15 protein-coding genes and 1 pseudogene are annotated in these 22,158 nt (G+C 72.0%); 3 read left to right on the top strand and 13 right to left on the bottom strand.

Going from position 1 to position 22,158, the window contains the following annotated elements:
* Positions 1-17: 17 nt before the first annotated feature.
* A complete protein-coding gene (ggt, locus tag STRTUCAR8_RS20125; RefSeq protein WP_006377689.1) occupies positions 18-1,838 on the bottom strand; it encodes a gamma-glutamyltransferase in 1,821 nt (606 codons plus the stop codon).
* 103 nt (positions 1,839-1,941) lie between these two features.
* Between ggt and STRTUCAR8_RS20120 the strand changes: the two genes are divergently transcribed.
* A complete protein-coding gene (locus STRTUCAR8_RS20120) occupies positions 1,942-2,697 on the top strand; it encodes a hypothetical protein (protein WP_179200494.1) in 756 nt (251 codons plus the stop codon).
* A gap of 456 nt (positions 2,698-3,153) precedes the next feature.
* On the opposite strand, the gene STRTUCAR8_RS20115 is transcribed toward STRTUCAR8_RS20120, so the two are convergent.
* Together STRTUCAR8_RS20115 and STRTUCAR8_RS20110 are read right to left on the bottom strand one after the other, a co-directional pair.
* Entirely contained in the window at positions 3,154-3,897 is a 744-nt protein-coding gene (locus STRTUCAR8_RS20115) for an amino acid ABC transporter ATP-binding protein (RefSeq protein ID WP_006377699.1), read from the bottom strand.
* Between the two features lie 123 nt (positions 3,898-4,020).
* A complete protein-coding gene (locus tag STRTUCAR8_RS20110; protein ID WP_006377692.1) occupies positions 4,021-4,461 on the bottom strand; it encodes a DUF6278 family protein in 441 nt (146 codons plus the stop codon).
* Positions 4,462-4,648: 187 nt separating this feature from the next.
* Between STRTUCAR8_RS20110 and STRTUCAR8_RS20105 the strand changes: the two genes are divergently transcribed.
* Positions 4,649-6,484 (top strand): GDSL-type esterase/lipase family protein, encoded by a 1,836-nt coding sequence (locus STRTUCAR8_RS20105; protein WP_006377700.1) that lies wholly within the window; start codon positions 4,649-4,651, stop codon positions 6,482-6,484.
* A gap of 28 nt (positions 6,485-6,512) precedes the next feature.
* Here the strand turns inward: STRTUCAR8_RS20105 and STRTUCAR8_RS20100 are convergent, their stop codons facing one another.
* From STRTUCAR8_RS20100 to STRTUCAR8_RS20065, 8 genes are all read right to left on the bottom strand, one after another.
* The gene (locus STRTUCAR8_RS20100; RefSeq protein ID WP_006377694.1) at positions 6,513-7,292 is read right to left on the bottom strand and encodes an exodeoxyribonuclease III; all 780 of its coding nucleotides are present in this window, start codon (positions 7,290-7,292) and stop codon (positions 6,513-6,515) included.
* A gap of 36 nt (positions 7,293-7,328) precedes the next feature.
* Entirely contained in the window at positions 7,329-7,961 is a 633-nt protein-coding gene (locus STRTUCAR8_RS20095; RefSeq protein WP_006377701.1) for an MBL fold metallo-hydrolase, read from the bottom strand.
* Between the two features lie 83 nt (positions 7,962-8,044).
* Positions 8,045-9,340: a bifunctional 3-oxoadipate enol-lactonase/4-carboxymuconolactone decarboxylase PcaDC gene (gene pcaDC / locus STRTUCAR8_RS20090; protein ID WP_044472523.1), complete on the bottom strand. Its 1,296-nt coding sequence runs from the start codon at positions 9,338-9,340 to the stop codon at positions 8,045-8,047.
* A 255-nt stretch (positions 9,341-9,595) separates the two neighbouring features.
* A complete protein-coding gene (locus tag STRTUCAR8_RS48330; protein ID WP_006377702.1) occupies positions 9,596-13,405 on the bottom strand; it encodes a terpene synthase family protein in 3,810 nt (1,269 codons plus the stop codon).
* Between the two features lie 523 nt (positions 13,406-13,928).
* Positions 13,929-14,144 carry a DUF6243 family protein gene (locus STRTUCAR8_RS20080; RefSeq protein ID WP_006377696.1) on the bottom strand — a complete coding sequence of 72 codons (216 nt, stop codon included), beginning with the start codon at positions 14,142-14,144 and terminating at the stop codon, positions 13,929-13,931.
* A gap of 194 nt (positions 14,145-14,338) precedes the next feature.
* Positions 14,339-15,343, bottom strand: a complete 1,005-nt coding sequence (locus tag STRTUCAR8_RS20075; RefSeq protein ID WP_006377698.1) for a magnesium and cobalt transport protein CorA — start codon at positions 15,341-15,343, stop codon at positions 14,339-14,341.
* Between the two features lie 43 nt (positions 15,344-15,386).
* The gene (locus STRTUCAR8_RS54290; protein WP_044472522.1) at positions 15,387-15,851 is read right to left on the bottom strand and encodes an N-acetyltransferase; all 465 of its coding nucleotides are present in this window, start codon (positions 15,849-15,851) and stop codon (positions 15,387-15,389) included.
* A gap of 82 nt (positions 15,852-15,933) precedes the next feature.
* A complete protein-coding gene (locus tag STRTUCAR8_RS20065) occupies positions 15,934-16,866 on the bottom strand; it encodes an alpha/beta fold hydrolase (RefSeq protein WP_006377688.1) in 933 nt (310 codons plus the stop codon).
* A 233-nt stretch (positions 16,867-17,099) separates the two neighbouring features.
* Here STRTUCAR8_RS20065 and STRTUCAR8_RS20060 point away from each other — a divergent pair, with 233 nt between their 5' ends.
* The gene (locus STRTUCAR8_RS20060; protein ID WP_006377690.1) at positions 17,100-18,785 is read left to right on the top strand and encodes an NAD-dependent malic enzyme; all 1,686 of its coding nucleotides are present in this window, start codon (positions 17,100-17,102) and stop codon (positions 18,783-18,785) included.
* 32 nt (positions 18,786-18,817) lie between these two features.
* Here the strand turns inward: STRTUCAR8_RS20060 and STRTUCAR8_RS20055 are convergent, their stop codons facing one another.
* Both STRTUCAR8_RS20055 and STRTUCAR8_RS20050 read right to left on the bottom strand, forming a co-directional pair.
* Positions 18,818-19,945, bottom strand: a complete 1,128-nt coding sequence (locus tag STRTUCAR8_RS20055; protein WP_006377703.1) for a LacI family DNA-binding transcriptional regulator — start codon at positions 19,943-19,945, stop codon at positions 18,818-18,820.
* A 133-nt stretch (positions 19,946-20,078) separates the two neighbouring features.
* Positions 20,079-21,373 (bottom strand): annotated as a pseudogene (locus STRTUCAR8_RS20050) (SWIM zinc finger family protein); the annotation flags it as partial.
* Between the last annotated feature and the right edge of the window lie 785 nt (positions 21,374-22,158).

Genomic DNA, 22,158 nt, shown 5'->3' with positions numbered 1-22,158 from the left:
CGCCCGCCCCGGCTGACTCATGACGCCGGCCGCACCACCATCGCCGAGCCGCCGCCGCGTCGTACCGTCTCGGCGGCGGCCAGCCACTTCCCGTTCGGCAGACGCTGCACGCCGGTCGCCGCGCCGATCTCGGGGTTGAGCCGGAAGCCCTGGCCGATCGCCTCCAACTTCGCCCTCAACTCGCTGTTCCACAGCCCCGGTTCGAGTTCGGTGGTCGTCTGGTTTCGCTGGCTCGCACGCGGCGCCGCGATCGCGTCGACCAGCGGGAGCCCCCGGTCGAGAAAGCCCGTCAGGGTCTGCAGGACGGTCGTGATGATGCTCGCGCCGCCCGGCGACCCGAGGGCCACCACCGGCTTGCCATGGGCGTCCAGGACGATCGTCGGGGACATCGACGAGCGCGGCCGCTTGCCCGGGCCCGGCAGGTTCGGGTCATGGACGGCGGGGCTGGCCGGGGCGAAGGAGAAGTCGGTCAGCTCGTTGTTGAGGAGGAAACCGCGGCCCGGAACAGTGATGCCGCTGCCGCCGGTCTGCTCGATGGTCAGCGTGTAGGACACGACGTTGCCCCACTTGTCGGCCACCGTCAGATGCGTGGTGTTCTCGCCCTCGTACGTCGTCGGCGCCGCGACACCGGTGCTCGCGCAGGCCGTCGGGTGACGCGGGTCTCCGGGCGCGACCGGGCTCGTCAGCGTCGCGTCGTCCTTGATCAGGCACTCCCGCGAGTCGGCGTAGGACTGCGACAGCAACTCCTTCGTCGGGACGTCCTCGAAGGCCGGGTCGCCCACCCAGCGCCCCCGGTCCGCGAAGGCGATCCGGCTCGCCTCGATGTACCGGTGCAGGAACCGGACCTCGCTCGCCTTCGAAAGGTCCGTCTTCTCAAGGATGTTGAGGGCCTCACCGACCGTCGTACCGCCCGACGAGGAGGGCGCCATGGAGTAGACGCCCAGGCCGCGGTACGACGTCTTCGTGGGCGCCTGCCGCTTCACCCCGTAGGCCGCCAGGTCCTTCAGCGACAGTTCGCCGGGACGCGCGTTGTAGCCCGAACCGGGGTCCACCGGCGGCTTGTTGACCGTGTCGACGATCTCCTTCGCCAGCTTCCCCCGATACATGGCGCCGACGCCCTTGCGGCCCAACTCCTCGTACGTGCGTGCCAGATCGGGGTTCCTGAAGGTCGACCCGACCACCGGCAGCGCGCCGCCCGGCAGGAACAGCTTCGCCGTGTCGGGGAAGTTCCTGAACCGCGCCTCGTTGGACGCGGTCTGCGAGCGGAACGTGTCGTCCACCGTGAAGCCGTCACGGGCGAGCCGCTCCGCCGGCTTCAGCAGCGTCCCGAGCCGCTGACTGCCCCAACTGTCCAGCGCCGCCTGCCAGGTCGCGGGCGTGCCCGGCGTACCGACGCCCAGCCCGCTCGTGACGGCGTCGGCGAAGGCGATCGGCTGCCCGTTCTCCAGGAACAGACCCGAGTCCGCTGTCAGGGGTGCCGTCTCACGGCCGTCGATCGTGCGTACCGTACGGGACTTGGCGTCGTAGTAGACGAAGTAGCCGCCACCGCCGACGCCGTTGGAGTAGGGCTCCGTGACGCCGAGCGCGGCGGCCGTGGCGACTGCCGCGTCCACCGCGTTGCCGCCCTTGCGCAGGACCTCGATCCCGACAGCCGAGGCATCCGCGTCCACGCTCGCCACGGCGCCGCCGTAGCCGACGGCGACCGGGACCTTCCTCACCGGCGTACCCGCGGCAGCGTCGGTGAACGGGGACGCGGTCGGTGGGGCCGCCGCCCCCACCGACATCACGACAGCCGAAACCGCCAGGACCGCCAGACTCCGCGCGACAGGGCGACGCATGAATACCTCCAGTCAATGACCGTCCGCGCAGCGTAACTTCCTCCACGCGGTCCCGTAAGGGCCCCTCGAACACCGTTGCGGTTGACCGCTACCATGCGCGCCCATGACTGACGACGTGCGCAATATCGTCCTCGGTGTGGTCGCGGCCGGTATCAGCGCAGCCCTCGGCTGGCTGGCCCGCACCTATCTGTGGAAGCGCAAACTCCGCCGCAAGCAGGCCTTCTTCGGGCTGCCGGACAACTCCGAGTCGCTGCTCGTGGTGAACCGCGAGGCCGGTGGCCCCGAGCTGACGGTGATGCGCCACGACGTGTTCGCGCTGCTGGAACTCGCCGCGCTCATCAAGGACTGCAACGCCCACGCCCAGGTCGTCGCCCATGACGCCACCCAGCAGGGGATCGGCGAGCGGACCGAGTTCTGCGTGGGCGGCCCGGCCTCCAACCGCCGCATGCTGGCCCATCTGCACTCCCTGCTCCCCGGCGTCCGCGTCAACGTCGACGCCGAACCCGGACCTGACCGCGGCGCCTTCCAGATCGGCACGGAGCGCTATCGCCTGGAGGCGGGCAGGGGCGAGTACGTGATCCTCGCGCGCCTCACCGCCGGCCAGCGGGGCGAGGCACGACCGGTGTTCCTGTTCTGCGGCCAGCGCGCGATCACCAACCAGGCGGCGACCCGCTACCTCGCCCGCAATCACGAACGGCTGGCCCGCAAACACGGCAACAACTCCTTCGCCCTGCTCCTGAAGGTCGTCAACTCACAGGCGTACGGCCCCGATGTCGTCGAGGTCGTCACGGACATCACCCGGGTCGCTCAGACGCCCCTGCCGGCCGTCGTCCCACGCAGCTCCCACCGTGCCTCCTAGAGGACGTGCGCGGAACGGCCGTCCAAGCGCGGGAGGTCCCCGGAACCAGGCAGAGCGGCACCCTCGTCGCGTACCTCCGCGACGTGGGCCCGCTCGGCCTCGGCGGGTCGGCCGGCCCGGTCGACCCGCTCTGTGCAGCGAGCACACGTCGACCGGCGCGCAGCTGACCTCCTCCCCGCCGGAAGTACGACCCACATACGTGTCGATACCCCTGCGCGAGCAGTGATCTCCGGCTGCCGCCGGGCGAGCGAGTGCCCTTCTACTACTGCCCGCCTGGCAGCAGCGTCCCTGAATCGGCCGGTGCGACGGCCTCGGTCCACATCCCGATGGGGATGAACGGCAAATCGTAGTCGAGGTTCGGCTCGGACGGGTTCCCGGCTTCGGCCACTACGGGAAGCCGGTCCGTCAGAAAGTGCACGGCGTCCTCAACTCCCGTGACAGCAACCGATGTTGGCCTCAGTGCTTTAGGATCTTGGAGAGGAAGTCCTTGGCACGGTCGCTGCGCGGATCGGTGAAGAACTCCTCGGGGGTGCGGTCCTCGACGATGCTGCCGTCGGCCATGAAGACGACCCTGTTGGCGGCCGAGCGGGCGAAGCCCATCTCATGGGTGACGACGACCATCGTCATTCCCTCGCGGGCCAGTTGCTGCATGACCTCCAGAACCTCGTTGATCATCTCCGGGTCGAGCGCCGACGTCGGCTCGTCGAAGAGCATCGCCTTGGGGTCCATGGCCAGGGCGCGGGCGATGGCCACGCGCTGCTGCTGGCCGCCGGAGAGCTGGGCCGGGTACTTCGGCGCCTGCGAGGCGAGCCCGACCCGGTCGAGGAGTTCGCGGGAGCGTCTGTCGGCCTCGTCCTTCTTTCGTCCGCGCACCTTGATCTGGCCCAGCGAGACGTTCTGGAGCACCGTCTTGTGGGCGAAGAGGTTGAACGACTGGAAGACCATCCCGACCTCGGCCCGGAGCCGCGCGAGAGGCTTGCCCTCGTCGGGCAACAGCTGTCCGTCGAGCCGGATCGTCCCGGACTCGATCGGCTCCAGCCGGTTGATCGCCCTGCACAGAGTGGACTTGCCCGACCCGGACGGGCCGATGACCACGACCACCTCCCCCCTGCCGACGGTGAGGTTGATGTCCTTGAGGACATGCAGCTCACCGAAGTGTTTGTTGACTTCCATCAGCTCGATCAACGGATCGACAGCCATGCCCAGCCCTACTCACTTCAGCTGTGTCGTGGTTGCCGCAAACTATCCAGACAGGAGCGGAGTTAATACACGACACGCACTTTTCCGGCATTAGCCGTATTTACGCCAGATGCCCCTCTCCTGTCACGTCTCCGCGACCTCCCCGTACAGCTGGGACAGCTCGGGGACACCGTTGGACGCCCACTGCTGACCGGAGGCGACGACATCGAACTCACGGCCCGACGACAGCCGTACGACGGGCTGGCCGTTCGGCCAGAAGTCCCAGGCGGCGCCGGGGACGGTCCGCACGATGACCGTGCCGAGATAGAGGCCCGCGTCGTTGCCGAGCCAGGGCAGCGACTCCTCGTCGTCCCGCCAGCCCGGCAGCAGCTGGTCCAGCGCCTCCAACGAGGCGGCGGAGTCGTCGAGTTCGACGCCCACCCGATGCGCCTGGGAACGGAGCAGCTCGCACTCGGACAGCAGCCCCGCGACCGCCTCGGGGTCGTGCTCCCCCTCGGCGAACACCGCCACCCCTCGGGCGGGTCCATGCTTCTTGCGCCAGTTGCCCAGGAAAGGGATGTTCATACGTCCAGCCTGTCATTCACACCGCCGACCGCACCACTGGGCGCGCGGGGTCACGGGTTCCGGCCAAGTTCCCCGTACGCGCCCGTCCGGCGCCCCGCCGCGTTGACGGGCCCCCGGTGTCTCTTTAGCTTCACACTGCAGCTTCACACCACGTCGAGCGGCGGGCCCGACGGAGCGGGGGACTGATATGCGCCAAGGTGGCCGAGGCACGTGGGGCCGGGGTGTCCGTGGTCTCCGGGGACCTGGCATCGCCCTCGCTCTGTGCGCGGCGCTGATGCCCCTGTCCTCCACGGCCCGGGCCGGCGAACCCCAACCCCTCCCCCTCACCCGGTACTTCGACAACACCGCCGTCAGCGACGACGCCCGCCCCGAGGCCGCCGACTTCGACGGCTCGGGCGCCTCCGTGTCGGCCCAGGACCTGAAGGCCGCCGGCTGGACCGGAGGGGCCGGCCTCACTGTCCAGGGCGCCCGGCTGGCCTGGCCCTGCCGGGAACCGGGCGAGCCGGACAACGTCCGCGCCGCCGGCCAGGCCGTGCGCGTGCGTGGGGAAGGAGAAGCCCTCGCTTTCCTCGTCGCCGGCACCGGCGGCGCCGACGTGAACGGCGCGGGCACCGTCTCGTACACGGACGGCACCCGGTCCTCGTACCTGCTGACCGCCCCCGACTGGCGCACCGGCCCCCTCGGCGCCAAAGCGGTCGCACTGCCGCATGTGAACACGCCCACCGGCCAACTCACCGAGAAGGCACGGCTGTACGTCGTCACCGTGCCGATCGTGCGAGGGCATCAGCTCTCCTCCGTCCGGCTGCCGTACGCGGCCGACCTCCATGTGTTCGCCCTCTCGGTACGGCCCGACACGGCCGGCTGGACGGGCAGTTGGGCGGCGCCGACCTCGACGTACGCGACCGTGGGCCCGTGGACCGACCGGACGCTGCGGCTGGTGGTGCACACGTCGGCCGGCGGCCCACGCGTTCGGGTCCGCTTCGACAACACCTTCGCGTCGGCCCCGGTGCGGATCGGCAGCGCGACGGTGGCTGTGCAGGCGGCGGGTGCCACGGCGAGCGACACGCCTGTGCCGTTGACGTTCCGGGGCGCACGTGGGGTCGAACTCCCTGCCGGGGCACAGGCGTTCAGCGATCCCCTGGACTTCGCGGTGCCCGCGGACAGCAATCTACTGGTGAGCTTCCATCTGCCGGGCACGGTGACGGCGGCGCCTCTGCACCGGCTCGCGCAGCAGCGCTCGTACGTCAGCGAGCCGGGCGACCACACGGCCGACGGTTCCCCGACTCCGTACACCTCGACGCTGACGACGTGGCCGCTGCTGACGGGGGTCGATGTGGGTGACGGTCCCGGGTCCGTGGTGGTGCTCGGCGACTCGATCACCGACGGCGAGCGGTCGACGGTGGACGCGAACCGGCGCTGGCCCGATGTGCTCGCCGACCGGCTCCTCGCCCAGAGCACGGTGCCGCGCTACGGGGTCCTCAACCAGGGCATCTCGGCGAACCGCGTCCTCACCGACCGCTACCCGGGCGACGGAGTCTCGACCGACTCGGGCGGGGTGAGCGCCCTGCACCGCCTGGACCGGGACGTCCTCGCCCAGACGTCGGCGCGTACGGCGATCGTCTTCCAGGGCGTGAACGACCTGCGGACGGGCGCGCCGGCGGAGGATGTCGTCGCCGGGCTGCGGGAGCTGGCGGAGCGGGTGCGCGCACGGGGGATGCGGGTGCTGGTCGCGACGATCGGGCCGTGCGCGGGTGAGGCGCGGTGCACGTCGGCGGTCGACGCGCAACGGGTGGCCGTGAACACGTGGATCAGGGAGGAGGCTGCACCGGGCACCGGCTCGGAGTCCGCGTCCGGCTCCGGGTCCGGTTTTGACGGGTTCTTCGACTTCGACGCGGCGCTGCGGGATCCGGCGCAGCCGGCGCGGTTGCTGCCCGCGTACGACAGCGGGGACCATCTGCATCCGGGCGACGCGGGGTTGGCCGCGCTGGCGGGGGCGGTGGAGTTGGGGGCGCTCGCTTTGTGAACGCCCCGAGCCCGGCAGCCGGGTCCCCCTACACCTCCAGGTCCACCACCACGGGGGCGTGATCCGAGGCGCCCTTGCCCTTCCGCTCCTCCCGGTCGACATACGCGTCCTTCGCGGCCTTGGCGAACGGCTCGTTGCCGTAGACCAGGTCGATGCGCATGCCCCGGTTCTTGGGGAAGCAGAGCTGGCGGTAGTCCCAGTACGTGTACGGGCGGTCGTACTTCAGGGGGCGCGGAACCACGTCCGTGAGGCCGGCCTCGCGCAGGGCGGCCAGGGCGGCGCGCTCGGCCGGGGTGACGTGGGTGAGTCCCTCGAAGGCGGCCAGGTCGTAGACGTCCTCGTCCGTCGGGGCCACGTTGAAGTCGCCCAGGACCGCGAAGGGGCGGCTGCCGGCCGCGTCGCCGGCGACCGCCGCCTTCAGTGCCTCGAACCAGCTGAGCTTGTAGGCGTAGTGGGGATGCGCCACCTCGCGGCCGTTCGGCACGTACACCGACCAGACGCGGACCGGGCCGCAGGTCGCGGAGACGGCGCGGGGCTCCTCGACGCCCTCGTAGCCGGGGTCGCCGGGCAGGCCCCGCACCACGTCCTCCAGGCCCACGCGGGAGATCACCGCGACGCCGTTCCACCTGCCGGTCGCGTTGACCGCCGCCTCGTAGCCCAGCTCGCGCAGTTGGTCGACCGGGAACTGCTCGGCGGCGACCTTGGCCTCCTGGAGGCACAGCACGTCCGTGCCGGTGCTCTCCAGCCAGGCCAGCAGCCTCGGCAGGCGGGCGGTGATCGAGTTCACGTTCCAGGTCGCGATACGCATGCCCCACAACCTACCCGCCGGGTCTGACAACGCCCCTCAGACCTCCGTCGAGGTCCCCGGCGTCAGCCGCACGTGCTCGGCGCCGCCGAGACCGCCGACCAGCCGGCCGTAGATCGGGAGGGCGAGGTCCGTGAGAAGGGCGTCGTGGATGTCGTACGCGCGCTGCGGCTTGACCTCACGGACGTAGTCGACGACCTCGGAGAGCTTGCTCCACGGGGCCATGACCGGAAGCAGCAGGGTGTCGACCGGGTGGTCGGGGACGGTGAGGGCGTCGCCGGGGTGGAAGACGGCGCCGTCGACGAGGAAGCCGACGTTGGTGATGCGCGGGATGTCCGGGTGGATCACGGCGTGCAGTTCGCCGTGGACCTGGACGTCGAAGCCCGCGGCGGTGAACGTGTCGCCGTGGCCGACGGTGTGGACGCGGCCGGGGAAGGCGGCGGAGAGCTGCTCCGCGACGGCGGCGAGGGTCCAGAGCTCTGCGGCCGGATTGGCGTCCAGGGCGGCGCGCAGCCGGCCCTCGTCGAAGTGGTCCCCGTGCTCGTGCGTGACCAGGATCGCGTCGGCGCCGGCCGCGGCGTCCTCCTCGCTGAATCCCCCGGGGTCGAGGACGAGCGTCTGCCCGTTCTTCTCCAGGCGGACGCAGGCGTGCGACTTCTTGGTGAGCTTCATGGGTCCATCCTGCCGCGCGGACCCGGGCCGTGAGCGGCTGGGGCTGGTGCTCTCACCACCAGGCTCCGGCTCTTACCTCCGGGTCACCCCTCGGGCGTCGTCTCCTCGCGGATGACCTGCTGGGCCACCTTGAACGCGCTGTTCGCGGCGGGGACCCCGCAGTAGACGGCGGCCTGGAGGAGTACTTCCTTGATCTCGGCGGGGGTGAGGCCGTTGCGGAGGGCGGCGCGGGTGTGGAAGGCGAGTTCGTCGAGGTGACCGCCGGCGACGAGGGCGGCGAGGGTGACGCAGCTGCGGGAGCGCCGGTCGAGGCCGGGCCGGCTCCAGATCTCGCCCCACGCGTATCTCGTGACGAAGTCCTGGAAGTCCCCGGAGAACTCGTCCGCCTGCGCGAGCGCCCGGTCGACGTGCGCGTCGCCGAGCACCTCACGGCGGACCTTCATCCCGGCGTCGTACCGGTCCGGACGCCCCTGTGCCTCGGGCTGCGGGACGGGCGGCGCGATCTCCGCGATGGGGGTGACCGGCTGGAGGGCGGCCAGTACCGGCATGACCGGCGCCGCCGAGATGGCCGCCTGGCCGGTTCCGGTGTCGTAGGCGGGCTGCCAGGCCGTCGAGAAGTGGCGTACGAGGAGGTCGGTGACGGCCGCGGGCTGCTCGACCGGAACCAGGTGGGAGGCGCCGGGCACCACCGCGAGGCGGGCGTCCGGGATACCCGCGACCAGCGTGCGGGCCTCGGCGGGTCCGGTGACCTGGTCGTCGGACCCGACAAGGACGAGGGTCGGCACCCCGACGCGGGCCAGCTCGCCCCGTACGTCGAAGGAGGCGAGCGATTCGCAGGCCGCGATGTAGCAGCCGGGGTCGGTGGTGCGGACCATCTGTACGGCCCACTCGGTGATCGCGGGCTGCGCGGCGGCGAAGCCACTGGTGAACCAGCGCTCGGGAGAGGTACGGGCGATGGGGTCGAGCCCGTTCGTCCGGACGATCACACCGCGCTGGCGGAACTCGTCGGCCGTTCCGAAGCGGGGCGAGGCGGCGATCAGCGCGAGCGAGGCCAGCCGCTCCGGGTGACGCAGCGCCAGTTCGGCGCCGATCGCACCGCCGAGCGCACAGCCCGCGTAGCCGAACCGCTGCACGCCGGCCCTGTCGAGCGTGACGAGCAGCCGGTTCGCCAGGTCGGCGACCGACCCGGCGGGATGGGCGGGGGCGCCACCGTGCCCGGGCAGGTCGAAGCGGAAGACCCGCCACTGCTTCACCAGCTCCGGCACCTGCCGGTCCCACATGTGCCATGTGGTACCCAGTGAGGGACCGAGGATCAGGACCGGGGCGGATTCTGGCCCGTCGAAGCGGTATTGGAGGCTGTTCATCGGTGTCTCACTCACCCGCCCGACCCTCTCATCTGTCACGAGATGTCACATCGCCGGGGTGTATCTGGCGGGCTCGCCCCACTCCGGGGCTGCCGGACCTGCCGACGAGGACCCGGAGACGCGTTCTCCGGCATGTACGCGGGCCGTGTCAGCATCGATTGTGGCGGCACGGACGAGGCTCGGCGCGACTCAGCCGGAAACCTTCCGGAATCCCCCCAACAGCGGCCTGAACACCACACGGTGAACGCTTGGTGGAAGGCTTGGCGTGGCTCACACCTGCCTCCCCCTCGGCGTCCCGGTAGCACCCGGTGCCGGCTGGGGTGTGACTGCCTGGGGGAAGGTGAACAACTGCTCGGGGTCGTGGGTGGCTTTGACGCGCTGCATCCTCGGGTAGTTCTCGCCGTGGTAGGCCACGGCCCATTCCGTGAGTTCGGGATCCATGCCGTTGGTGTAGCCGCCGGTGCCCAGGTGGGGCTGCATGGTGGCATGGACTTCGCGTAGCCATGTGAGCCTGCGGTCGACGTGTGCGCGGTCGGTGAACCGGTGCCAGTATGAGTGGTACTGGACGACGCCGACGGCGGAGCGGTGCGGGAAGGCGGTGGCGTGAGCGGGGCGGTCGTCGACGGCGCCGCCGAGGGCATCGATGAGCAGACCGCCGGCCCCTCCCACCCCCGTGAACCGGTGCAGCTTCTCCAGGGCCGCTGCCATGTCGGTCGAGGACACCGGGCCGAGGGGTTCGCGCACGATGTGCGACTTCGCCGCGAAGGCGACTCGGGGTCCCCAGGTGCCGCCGCCCCAGCGGTCCGCTTCACTGGCGGCCCGGGTGTAGTCGCAGGGAACGGTCACCCGGTCGGTCTCGGACCGGCCCACCGCTGCGGTCAACCGGTCCAGCACGGGCTGGAGGTCGGCGGGGGCGCCGATGAAGGTGCCGGTCACCGTGGGCAGTGAGGGCATGCCCGAGTCGCTGAGCTGTTCGAAGGCGCAGCTCACGGCGCGCGGTGTGGCCGGGTCGGCGTTCCAGGCCGTCCAGCCCTGGATCACGGCCGCGGTCGCGGTATCGGGCCAGGTGACCATGAACCTGGTGAAGCTCAGGTCACGGATGTCCTCGGTGGCGAACTCCAGGGCGGTCACCACACCGAAGTTCCCTCCGCCCCCGCCGCACAGTGCCCAGAACAGATCACCGTCCGGGCCCGGAGAATCTGGGCGTACCCGGCGGACGTGTCCGTCGGCGGTGACGATCTCGACCTCGCGCAGATGGTCGCAGGCCAGGCCCCACGCCCTCGTGAACGCGCTCAGTCCGCCGCCGAGGGTGACGCCGGCCAGACCGATGGTGGGACACCTGCCCAGCGGCAGTCCGGCTCCTGCGGCGGCCAGTGCCAGGTGGGCCTGCCCGCCCTTGACGCCGGCTCCGAACAGCGCCTGGCCGCCCCCGACGGTGGCGGTGTTGAGTGAGCTGACGTCCAGCACGAGTCCGGGGCCCGTGGAGTATCCGGCGTAGCTGTGGCCGCCGGAGCGCAGCGCCAGCGGAATACGGCCGGTCCGGGCGAAGTTCACGCATTCCACCACGTCCTGGACGTCGGCCGGGTAGGCGATCGCCTGGGGGCGGATGTCGTCGAAACGCTGGTTGACCAGCAGCCGGGCCTGCTCGTAGGCGGCCTGCTCCGGCCGGAGCAGCACACCGCGCATGCTCGACTCCAGCGCCGAGCAGCCCGGGTCGGACGTCCCCGACGGCTTCCGGTGGGCCGTGCCGGGTGTTCCTGCGGGAATCCGGTGATCCGGAGCGGCGAGGGCCCCGGCGTGGTGCAGGGCTGTCAGGGCGTGGAGGTCGGCGACGACGGGGAAGTCGAAGGGCAGAGGGCGTGGGCCGACCTGGTCGGGCGGGGCGGGGAAGCGGCCGAATTCGTCCTGCCGGGCCAGGAGGTGAGCGGTGGCGGTCGAGGCGGCGTGAGGTGGCCCGTACCGGGCGACGACGGTCATTGCCTGGGCGGTGGAGAGGGCATCGCTGTCGCCGCCGGGGGTGGGACCCCATCCTCCGTCCACCTGCTGGGTGGAGGTCAGGCGGGCCACGGCGCGGGCGGTGGCCGCCGCCGTCCGTGTGCGGTCGATGCCGGGGACGTCGCGTGCGGCGTGCAGCGCGTCGACGGCGCGCAGGATGACGCTCGGCTCGCTCACGGTCCAACTGGGCGTCCAGGTGCCGTCGGCGTGCTGGGCGTCGAGTACGAAGCCGGTGGCGGTGGCGACGAGCGGGGCGTACTCCTCGCCGAAGGGGGCAAGAGCGATGACGGCGCCCGCGGTCATGTCGAGGTCGGGCTCGTCACCCTCCAGCCAGGTGGGGAATCCGCCGTCGGGGCCGGCCGTGGCGGCGAGGTAGGCGGCACCCCGCCGGAGGTGACGGCGGTACCGGTGAGCGTCGAGGGCGTGGAGGAACTCCATACAGCGGGCGGCGGTGTCGACATCGGTCTGACGGACGCCGCCGGCGAACGGCCAGCCTCCGTCGCGGGCCTGTCGGGCGGCGACGAACTCCCCCATCCTCGACGTGTACGGGCGCAGCGCGGGTCGTCCGAGGAAGCCGAGACCGGCCACGGCGGACAGCCAGACGTCCTGACTGTCGAGGAACGGCATCCCGCCGTCATGGGCACGGGCGTGCAGCAGGCCGGTGACGGCCCGTTCGATCAACGGGTGACCGGCCCGGTAGGACTGCAGGGCGTTGAGGCCGAGCAGATGGGTGGTGGCGCTGGCCTCCCACAGCAGCCGCCCGCTGGTGTCGTCCAGCAGATCGGCCAGGTGGAAGCGCTCACCGCTGGTGACCGCGTACGGGTATCCGGTGGCTTGCGCGTACAGGACGCGTACGGCCAGGAGGTGCACCGAGCTGTAGGTGGACAACGTGTCGGTGGAGGCAGGGCCCGGGGCGTCCTCGTCGGTGAGGCGCAGTCCGCCCAGCACGTGCAGCACCGCGTGCAGCATGCTGCGTTTGAGCCGGCCCCGGCCACCCACCCCGGCGTCCGACCCGTCGGCCACGAGACTGGCCGCGTCAGCGGCGTCCGCCGGCAACGTGTGAGGGCTCAGGCAGGCGTCGATGAGCAGCGCGTCGAGCCGGTCGGCGCCCTCACGCCGGTCGTCCAGCCAAGCGGTCAGCTCCCGCTGCTCGTCACGGTGCGTGCCGCGCGTTCGGAGCAGAGCCAGGAGCAGCGCCGTCTCCAGCACGCGGCCCGCGCACCGGTCCGGAAGGGCACCGCCGGGTGCCACGGCCAGAGCCAGGCGGCGTTCGAGGCGGACGGCGGCCGACTCCACCGGATCCGACAGGTCGCCCGACACCCGCTGGTGAGGCAGCGCGGCGCGGTAACGCCCGCTCTCGTACTGCCAGGCGACGGCGCCGTACATGAACGTACGGACCCGCCCGGCCCGCGAACGGACGTCCTCCACCTGCGCATGCCGGGCCGTCAGCTGTCCTGCGGCCGTCTCGAAGTCCTCCAGTCTCTCCTCGATCATCGCCCGCACGATCGCCGCCGCCTCACCGCGGTCCGCATTCCGCTCCTGGACCAGCGTCTCGACCAACGTCACCTCGCCGGCCCGCCGCGAGCCCGCGTCCATCAGGTCGTTCGTCCAGGCCACGACATCGGCGCACACCTCGTGCAGCACCTCCGTCGACGGCCACGCGCCTGCCAGCCGCTCGGCCACCAGCAGCAGCGGGGACACGGTGATCGTGCGTCGGCGCAGTCGGACGTACTCCTCCCTCGACGGGGTGTGCCCTGTCTCCCCCCACCGCGCCTCCTGCACGGTCGCGTCCGCGAAGGACGCGTAGCACGCCGCGAAACGCGCCCGCCACCCCGGCTCCGTGCCCACGCACGTCCGCTCCCACAACTCCTCCAGCGCGGCGACCACGGGTGTGTCTCCCGCCGCGCCCGCACCGGTTCCGGAGACCACCGCGACGAGGGGATCGAGCACGGCGCGCACCTGGGCCGCCGAGATCGGGCCGGGGTGCCGGTCGAACCCGTCGTCCACCAGCGTGATGAACGCTCCCCAGCACGCGAGCAGGCCCAACTCCGCCGGCGACGCCGACGGCACGGTCAGCCCAGCCATGCGCCCGTGCCCCATACCTGCCAGCCGCCGCGCCTGAGCGGGCTCACCCACCAGATGCCACCGCTGCGCCCACCGACACACCTCAGCCTCGCCGGCGTGCCACCCCGAACTGCACGTGCCGGGTCCCGCCGCACCGCCCTGAGCGCCCACAGCGGACAGGAACCCGGCGTCTGCGTCCACGGCAGAAGGAGAGTGGTTCATGACCCGCCCAACTGCTGCCCGGACAATCGGGTACTGCGACGCGCCCACCGGATACCGCTTCCAGGAGTGAGCTGGAGCGCGGCACGCGCCGGGCGCCGCCCCGGCCTGCGTCCGGCCTGTGCTTTCCGAGGACCGCATCCGAACGCCCGCGACACCGGACCACACCCCTTGAGCTGCACGACCCGACACGCCCCCCAGCAGGGCAGCAGGCACCCGACCGGGCTCACACCGGCCTCGCCCGGTACGGCAGCAGGGCCCGGAGCGCGCGTCGCGGTCCGGGCCCTGCTCCGTGCGGTGCCGCTCTGCGGCGGCGGTCGGTGCGTCAGCTCTTCGCTGTGTCGTCGTCCGTCTGTCCGGCGGCCTCGGCCGCGCCGGCCTTCTCGCGCATCTTGCGTACCAGCTCCGCCTTCTGCTCGGCGGCGCCCTGGCGGTCGAGGTTGCGGTGCGGACCGTTGTTCTGGCGCTCGGCGCGGGACAGCCTCTTGCGCTGGCCGCCGCCCATGCCCACGGGGTTGTTGATGTTCTTGCTGACGGTCACGGGTTCTCCCGAAATGTTGTGGAGTGAGGAGTGAACTACGGATTCATCGGTGGGGGGCTGCGCGGCGACATCGAAGGACGCCGGCGGGGGCCCGCCACGCTCTCACTCGTAAATCTGCGTCCGGAAGAACATGCATACGACGGTACCCGGTTCCGCCTGCCCCGCCCACCAAGTCTTTCGCCGACGCCCGGTGCTCACAGCCAGCCGTTGCGGCGGAAGGACCGGTGCAGCAGGGCAGCGGCGCCGACCATCACGGCGACGGCGAGCGGATATCCGTATGTCCAGGTCAGTTCCGGCATGTGCGCGAAGTTCATGCCGTAGATCCCTGCGACGAGGGTCGGGGTCGCCAGGATCGCGGCCCAGGCGGAGATACGGCGCATGTCGTCGTTCTGCCAGGTTCCCACCCGTGCGAGGTGGGCGTCGAGGGCGGAGTTGAGCAGTTCGTCCAGTGAGCGCACCTCGGTGTCGGTGCGGTGCATGTGGTCGGCGACGTCGCGGAAGTACGGCAGCATCTCCTCGGGCCAGCCGGAGTGGGGGCCGGCGAAGTCCTGCGCCACCGGGACCAGGGGCTGGACGGCGTCGCGGAATTCCAGGACCTCACGTTTGAGGGAGTACACGCCCTCGGTGAGGTCCTCGCGTTCCGGGGAGAACACGCGCCGCTCCAGCGCGGTCAGGTCGGTGCGGACCTGGACGGCGGCCTCGGTGTAGGAGTCGACCACTGTGTCCAGGACGGCGTGCAGCACGGCGACGGGCCCGAACCGCAGCATCTGCGGATCCTCACCGAGCCGCCTCGCCGCCTCGCCGGTGGGGTCGGCCCGGCCGTGACGGACGGTCAGAGCGAAACGCGGGCCGGTGAAGACCATCACCTCGCCGGTCTCCACCTCGCGGCGGTCCTTGACGTACCACAACGTCTTCAGAGCCACCGCGAGCACATCTCCGTACCGCTCCCGCTTGGGCCGCTGGTGCGCCTCGCCGACGTCCTCGACCGCCAGCGGATGCAGTCCCAGCGGGCCCGCGAGCTCTTCCAGGTCACCTGGGCCGGGGTCGTCCAGATGCACCCAGCAGAACTCGTCCCCTCCCAGACGCTTCAGGGCGTCCAGCACGGCCGCACTGTCACCGCCGACCTGTCGTTCGTCGATCTGTTGCCTGTCGACCTGCTCCGGCTCGCCGGACGTCTCTCGGTAGATGACACACCACATACGTCACGTCTGCACCGTCGCGGCGATTGCATGCCTGCGCCGTTCAGGTTCCGGCAGGGGCTACGACGGCGGACCGGGTGTGGGAGCAGTTCTCTCCCGCGCCTGCCTTGGGGATGCACATCCGGCGCAGCAGGTCGCGCGTGAGGCGCTTGTCGAGCGTGGTGCGCCAAGTGAAGTCCGGATGCTGGGAGCGCAGATGCGACAGCGCCCTGGTGCCCAGGCCGCAGTCGCGGAACGGTTCGTCGAGGACGACGTCGACGATCACACCCTCGGCGCACTCGGCGCACGCCCGGTAGGTCACCCGGCCGACCACCTTGCGGATGTGCACGAGCAGAAGGCACTCCTCACCCGCGCCCACCGGCTGGGAGGAGGGAAGCATCTCGATGCCGCGGTAGGCCAGAAGCCTGCGATGCCACCGGCCGGCTCGACGTCCGGAACGCCGGTGCCTGCCCCCGGCCCGCCGCTGTGAGGTGTCCGCCCGTACAGGCCGTGCGTGGGCGTCGCTCATGGCATGCGTCCGGTCTGCTTGTGACTCTCCCTGCGTTTCTCCCTGCATTCCATCGCGAGTGCCCCTGTCTGCGGGCCTCATGTCACGACGCGCCCCCGGCGGGCGGAACCTGTGCGGCGACCATGGCCTCGACCGCCTTGAGTACGAGGTCGGGACGGTCCGTCGGCACCTCGTGGGAACTTCCCTTCGCGGTGACAAGTGTTCGGCCGGGCCCCTCCCCGGCGAACGAAGCGGCGGCCGCGCGCCAGCGCCGGGCGTCCACCGGGGACCCGGGGAACGGCGTCTGCTCCGAAACCATGACCGTCGCCGGTACCGAGTCCGGCCAGGTGACCTGGTGGAAGGCCTTGTGCGCCGGGGCGAAGCCCTCCGCGGTGGAGATGAGCTGGCGGTTCGCCGGCTTGTCGGGGTCCTTCTTCGCCGCCTCGACCTGCGGCCGGCTCGCGGCCACGAGACGGGCGATCTCCTCGTCCGTGAAGAACGGGGGAAGATTGGCGTCGACCAGGACCGCGCCGGAGAGCATCTTCGGTCTGTCGTCGGCGAGGTGGGCCGCGATCTCGCCGGCCTGCGAGTGCGCCACCAGGATCACGTTCCCGGTGACGCCCAGCTGATCGAGCCCGGACTTGAGGTCGCTGACCGCGCTCTCGACCTTCCATGGGCCGGGCACCACGTCGCTGTCGCCGAGACCGGCCCGGTCGTACGTGATGACGGTGGCGCCGGTGTCCGCGTGGAGCTTGGGGACAAGGTCCTTCCACTGTGAGGAGTCCTCACCGCCGCCGGAGTCCAGGACGATCGTGTGACCGTTTCCGGGGGTGACATGGAAGGCCAGACGGTGACCGTCGTTGGTGATCATGTGCAGCTTCGTCACGCCTGCCCGACCGGCTCCGGGCGAGGCGGCGTGCTCGGCGGCCGGGTCGTTGTCACCGCAGGCCGTGACGGCGCCGGCGGTCAGGGTCAGCAGGGCGAGCGCCGACAGAACGCGGTACGTGGGCCCGCGTCGGCGGGGAGTTCGGGACATGGGGGATCCTTCGGCGGCTGCGGGTGCTGTTGCTCCGGTCGCTTCGATTCTTCGGCGCGTCGACCGCACGCGGAATCCGGCTGGCACGTCCGTCCGTGGTGCCGCTGGTGCCAGGGAACGCGGTCGGGACAACCCCCGTGTGCGGCCGGGAACGGTGTCGGCCGGACGAAGTGATGACCGTTCCTTGCCGACGGTTTTGCGACCTTGCGCGGCATCCCGGGCAGGCGAACACCATGACAGCGAACGAATCCCTTGCCGGCACCAGCCTCCTCGCGGATCCCCTGCGCAACAAAGGCACCGCCTTCAGCCCCCAGGAGCGGGCCGAGCACGGTCTCGACGGACTGCTTCCGGCCGCCGTGGAGACACTCGACGAACAGGCCGACCGCGCGTACGAGGCGTTCCTCGGCTACGACAAGCCGCTGAACCGGCACATCTATCTGCGCCAGCTGCAGGACACCAACGAGATCCTCTTCCACCACCTGGTCACCGGGCATCTGGAGGAGATGCTGCCCGTCGTCTACACGCCGACCGTCGGCGAGGCATGCCGGCGCTTCAGCGAGATCTACCGCCGTCCGCGCGGGCTCTTCCTCTCGTACGGGGACAGGCACCGCTTCCGGGAGCTCCTGCGCAACCGCCCGCACCCGGACGTGGACGTCATCGTCGTCACCGACGGCGAGCGCATCCTGGGACTGGGCGACCAGGGTGTCGGTGGCATGGGCATCCCCATCGGCAAGCTCAGCCTCTACACGGCGATCGGCGGTATCCACCCGGCCCGTACGCTGCCCATCCTGCTGGACGCCGGCACCGACAACGAGCAACTGCTGGCCGACCCGCACTACCTGGGCCGACGGGAGCGCCGCGTCACGGGCGCCGCGTACGAGGAGCTGGTGGAGTCGCTGGTGTCCGCGGTGGAGGCCGAACTTCCCGGCACGCTGCTGCAGTGGGAGGACTTCGCGACCGCCCACGCCCGCCCGATCCTCACCCGCTACCAGGATCGGCTGCTGACCTTCAACGACGACATCCAGGGCACGGCCGCCGTCGCTCTCGGGGCGCTGACCACGGCCACCACGGTCGCCGGCACCCACCTGACCGACCAGCGGATCGTGATCCTCGGCGCGGGCTCCGCGGCGGTCGGGGTGGCCGACATGATCCGTACGGCGATGACTGACGAGGGCCTGTCGCCGGACGAGGCCCGCTCACGCTTCTGGTTCGTCGACGTCGACGGGCTGCTCGTCACCTCGCGCGAGGGGCTCAGCGAGGAGCAGCGCGTCTACGCCCGCGACGACTACGCCCACGACGACGAGGGCGAGGGCGAGGGCGAGCAGCTCGGCCTCGCCGAGGTGGTCCGGCGGGTGGAGCCCACCGTGTTGATCGGGCTGTCCACCGCGAAGGGCGCCTTCACCGAGGAGATCGTCCGGCAGATGGCGTCCACCTGCGAGCGACCCGTGATCTTCCCGCTGTCGAACCCGACCTCGCACTCCGAGGCCGACCCCGCCGACCTCGCCCGCTGGACGGACGGGAAGGTACTGGTCGCCACCGGCTCACCGTTCCCGCCGCTGAAGATCGACGGCCGCGAGGTGCCGGTGGCGCAGGCGAACAACGTGTACGTCTTCCCTGCCATCGGCCTCGCGGTGACGGCCGCCCGGGCGACCAGGGTCACCGACCCGATGATGGTCGCCGCCGCCCGCGCCGTGGGCCGCCGCGCCGCACGGTCCGCCCCGGACGACGTCGCCGCCGCGCCGCTGCTGCCACCGCTACGGGACATGCGCGACGCGGCCCGGGAGATCGCCGTGGCCGCGGCGACGGCGGCCGTCGAGGACGGCGTCGCACCGCATGCGACGGAGGAGGACCTGCGGGCGGCGGTCGCACGAGCCCAGTGGACCCCGCGGTACGACCCCACGGTACGAACGATGACCTGATGCGGCAGCAGGGGTGGTTGGGGCGACGGGCTTCACCAGGGCAGTCGGCGCACCGACCGCCGGATGACGAGCTGTGTGCCGAGGACCACGTGGTCCTCGGTGCCGAGAGACTCCTTGCGCTCCAGGGCCAGGCGTACGGCGGTCCGGCCGAGTTCCTCGTAGGGCACCCGGACCGTGGTCAGGGACGGGGTCAGGTCGGTGGCGAAGGGCACGTCGTCGAAGCCCACGACGGACACGTCGCCCGGTACGTCGAGCCCGGCCTCGCGCAGCGCGGCGAGCGCGCCCAGCGCGACCATGTCCGAGGCGGCGAACACCGCCGTGAACTCCACCCCGGCCCGCACCGCGTCCCGGGTGCGGGTGTAGCCGGAGGCGCGGGTGTACGTCCCCGTGGTGTCGAGTTCCTCGACATGGTCGGCGCCGTGCGCGCGCAGCGCGTCCCGGTAGCCGGACCGCCGCTCGTCCCCGCTGCTCAGCCCGGCCTCTCCCCCGAGGAACAACACCCGGCGGTGCCCCGACGCGAGCAGGTGCGAGGCGGCCTGGAAAGCGCCGCCCCGGTTGTCGTAATCCACGACCGTCACCGGCAGGTCCGGCGCCGGGGCCGGACGGCCGACCAGCACCAGCCGCGACCCGGCGGCGTCCAGCGCCCGCGCGTAGCCGATCATCCGCCGCTCGTACGCCGCGTCCGGCACCACGCCGCCCACGAGGAGCACGGCGGCGGCGTGCTGCTCCCGCATGAGCTGGACCAGGGCGTCCTCGCGCGCCGCGTCGTCGTGGGTGGCGCACACGAGGCTCAGCCTTCCCCGGTCGGCGGCCTCCTGCTCCACTCCCGCGGCGACATGGGCGAGCGACGGACCGGTGATGTCCTTGATGACCAGCGCGACCGGGCCCGCGACGCGCCCGGAGAGGGCCTTGGCGTGCACGTTGACCACGTAGTGGAGCGACTCGACGGCTGCCATGACCCGGGCCCTGGCCTCGTCGGAGACCGGATAGTTGCCGGCGAGGGTACGGGAAACGGTTGCTACGGAGACGCCGGCCTTCTCGGCGACGTCCCGGATCGTGCTGGGGCGCTCCTGGCCGGCCTGCTGGGCGCCGGCCCGCTTCCGCTTTCCAGGGCCGGGCGGGCGAGAGGTCGGCGGTTCACTGTTCCCGTTGTCCGTCACAGCCCGACGTTACTGCACGCCGGGCGGCTCGCGGGATGCGTCGGAGGGGGAGGACGTGACGGATCGGGTAACCGTTTTCTGTGAGGGTGCCGTCAACTTGGTGCCCGGTGCGGGACGAGACGAGCGCGCCGGGTCAGGGCTCTGTCGGGTTGCCGAGGCCGGTGAGGGCGCCGACCGGGTCCAGGTCGGGGGTGCCTCGGGGCCACCAGTCGTCGTGGCCGGGTTCGGACTCGTACGCGTACCAGAGGCCGTCGCGGCCCAGGCGCAGCTGTATGTGGCCGCGCGGGTGGGTGAGGTGGTTGCGCCGGGGTCTGAACGCCGGGAGGTCCGCGGCGAGGAGGAGCGGGCGGGCGCGGTCGAACCGTCCCGCCGGTGGGTCCCAGGCCTCTTCGAGGACCGCGAGTCCGTCGAGCCCGCCCTGCCGCCAGGCGGCCACCGCGCGTGCCAGATCGGCCGGGGTACGGCCGGCGGCTCTGGCGAGCGAGGAGTAGAGGGACCGGGTGCCGGCGGTGAGGCCCGAGCCGGGGCGGGCGGCGGCGAGACGTACGGCGTCCTGCCACAGAGTCAGTTCACCGACCGGGTCGTGGCCGGAGGTGAGCAGCGTGTGGGCGCGGGCGGCGGCGTCCGTCGCCAACTGGTCCAGCGCGAAGGGGTCCGGGCCGCCCGGCGACGCCGGGTAGGCCGGGGGTGGCTCGGGGTGCGGACGGGGAGGCAGCGGGGCCGGGAGGGGCGGGAGGTCGCGCGGGACGAGCGCGTCGGAGGCCCGGACCCCGGGGAAGGAGCCCGCCGGCTGCTGTTCGTGAGCGGCTCGGGCGGCGTTGCGCCGGGACAACTCGTCGAGCACCTCCCGTTCGCCCCGGCCCCGCAGGAGGAGCAGGACGAAGGGGTCGGCGTCGAGAAGGCGGGCGGTCTGGTAGCAGAGGGCCGCGGCGTGCTTGCAGGGGTGTCCGGAGTCGGGGCAGCTGCACCGGGGTTCGAGGTCGCCGGGGCCGGGCAGCAGTGGTGCTCCGCAGTCGGCGAGGGACTGGGGCATCTCCTTGTCGAGCAGCGCGGCGATGTGCCCGGGCCGTTCCACGGCGGCGTCCAGGAACCGCTCCCACTCCTGGTCGCCGAGGGTGCGCAGCCGCACCTGGACGCGGTACGGCCGCGGCCGGGAGCCCTGCACATAGGCGAGTACGAGTCCCGGTGTCACGGTGATGGCATCGACGTGCCCCTTCTCGGCGTACCCGCGGCCCCGCCCCAGCCGGGCGGCGTCCAACGCGCCCTCCTCCAGGGCGGCCACCCAGGCGTTCCCCCACCAGCTCTCCGCGAAGCCGACGCGCTTGGCCGCCCCGGCCCGGCTCCCCGAGGCCGGCAGAGCGGGGAAGGTTCGGCGCAGCTCACCGTCACGGCCGGGGGCGGCCATGGAGGAGGACGAGGAGGCGAGGCGTGAGGTGCCGGGGCGCGCGGGGGGACCGGGGCGACCCTCGTAGGGCGGTGCGGCCTGCCGGGGCCTGGCGATGGCTTGGGTGCCGTGGGTGTTCCGGGTGGTGTGGCTTCCGTGGGTGTCACGGATGCCCTGCGAGTCCCGGGTGTCGTGGGTGCCTTGGGTGCCTTGGGTGCCTTGGCTGATCGGGGTGCCGGCGGTCTTCGTGGCGTCGGGGGTCCTCGTGGCGTCGGGGGTCCTGGTGGTGCCGACGGTCCTCGCGGTGCCGGGGGTCCTGGTGGTGCCGACGGTCCTCGCGGTGCCGGGGGTCTTGGTGGTGCCGGGGGTCTTGGTGGTGCCGGGGGTCTTGGTGGTGCCGGGGGTCCCCGCGGTGCCGGGGGTCCCCGCGGTGCCGGGGGTCCCCGCGGTGCCGGGGGTCCTCGTGGCGTCGGCGGTCCTCGTGGTGCCCGGTTCGCCCGGCGTGGTCGAGGTGTCCCCCGACCTGCCTGGTGACGCCGGCCCCGGGGGCTCGTCGCCCACGGTGCCGTGTCGCGAGGCCGGTGCGGCAACGGCACGCAGGACATCCCCGACGGTCACCGGCGGCGAGGTGTCCGGACGTGGGTCGTCGTCCCAGGGCTCCGAGTTCCTCAGGGGGCCCGGCAGGGAGTCGTCGGGGAGCGACTCGAAGGACTGGGCGAGCAGTTCCCGTACGTCGCGCCCCCGGTCGGCAGGGCGCCGCTCACGTGCCGTCAGCCCGGGCGCGGGCCGGGCTGAACGCCGCGTGGCCTCGGCTGCCGCCGCCTCCGCG

Source organism: Streptomyces turgidiscabies Car8, from assembly GCF_000331005.1.
Classification (GTDB): domain Bacteria; phylum Actinomycetota; class Actinomycetes; order Streptomycetales; family Streptomycetaceae; genus Streptomyces; species Streptomyces turgidiscabies.
This window is presented reverse-complemented; position numbering and strand designations above follow the sequence as displayed.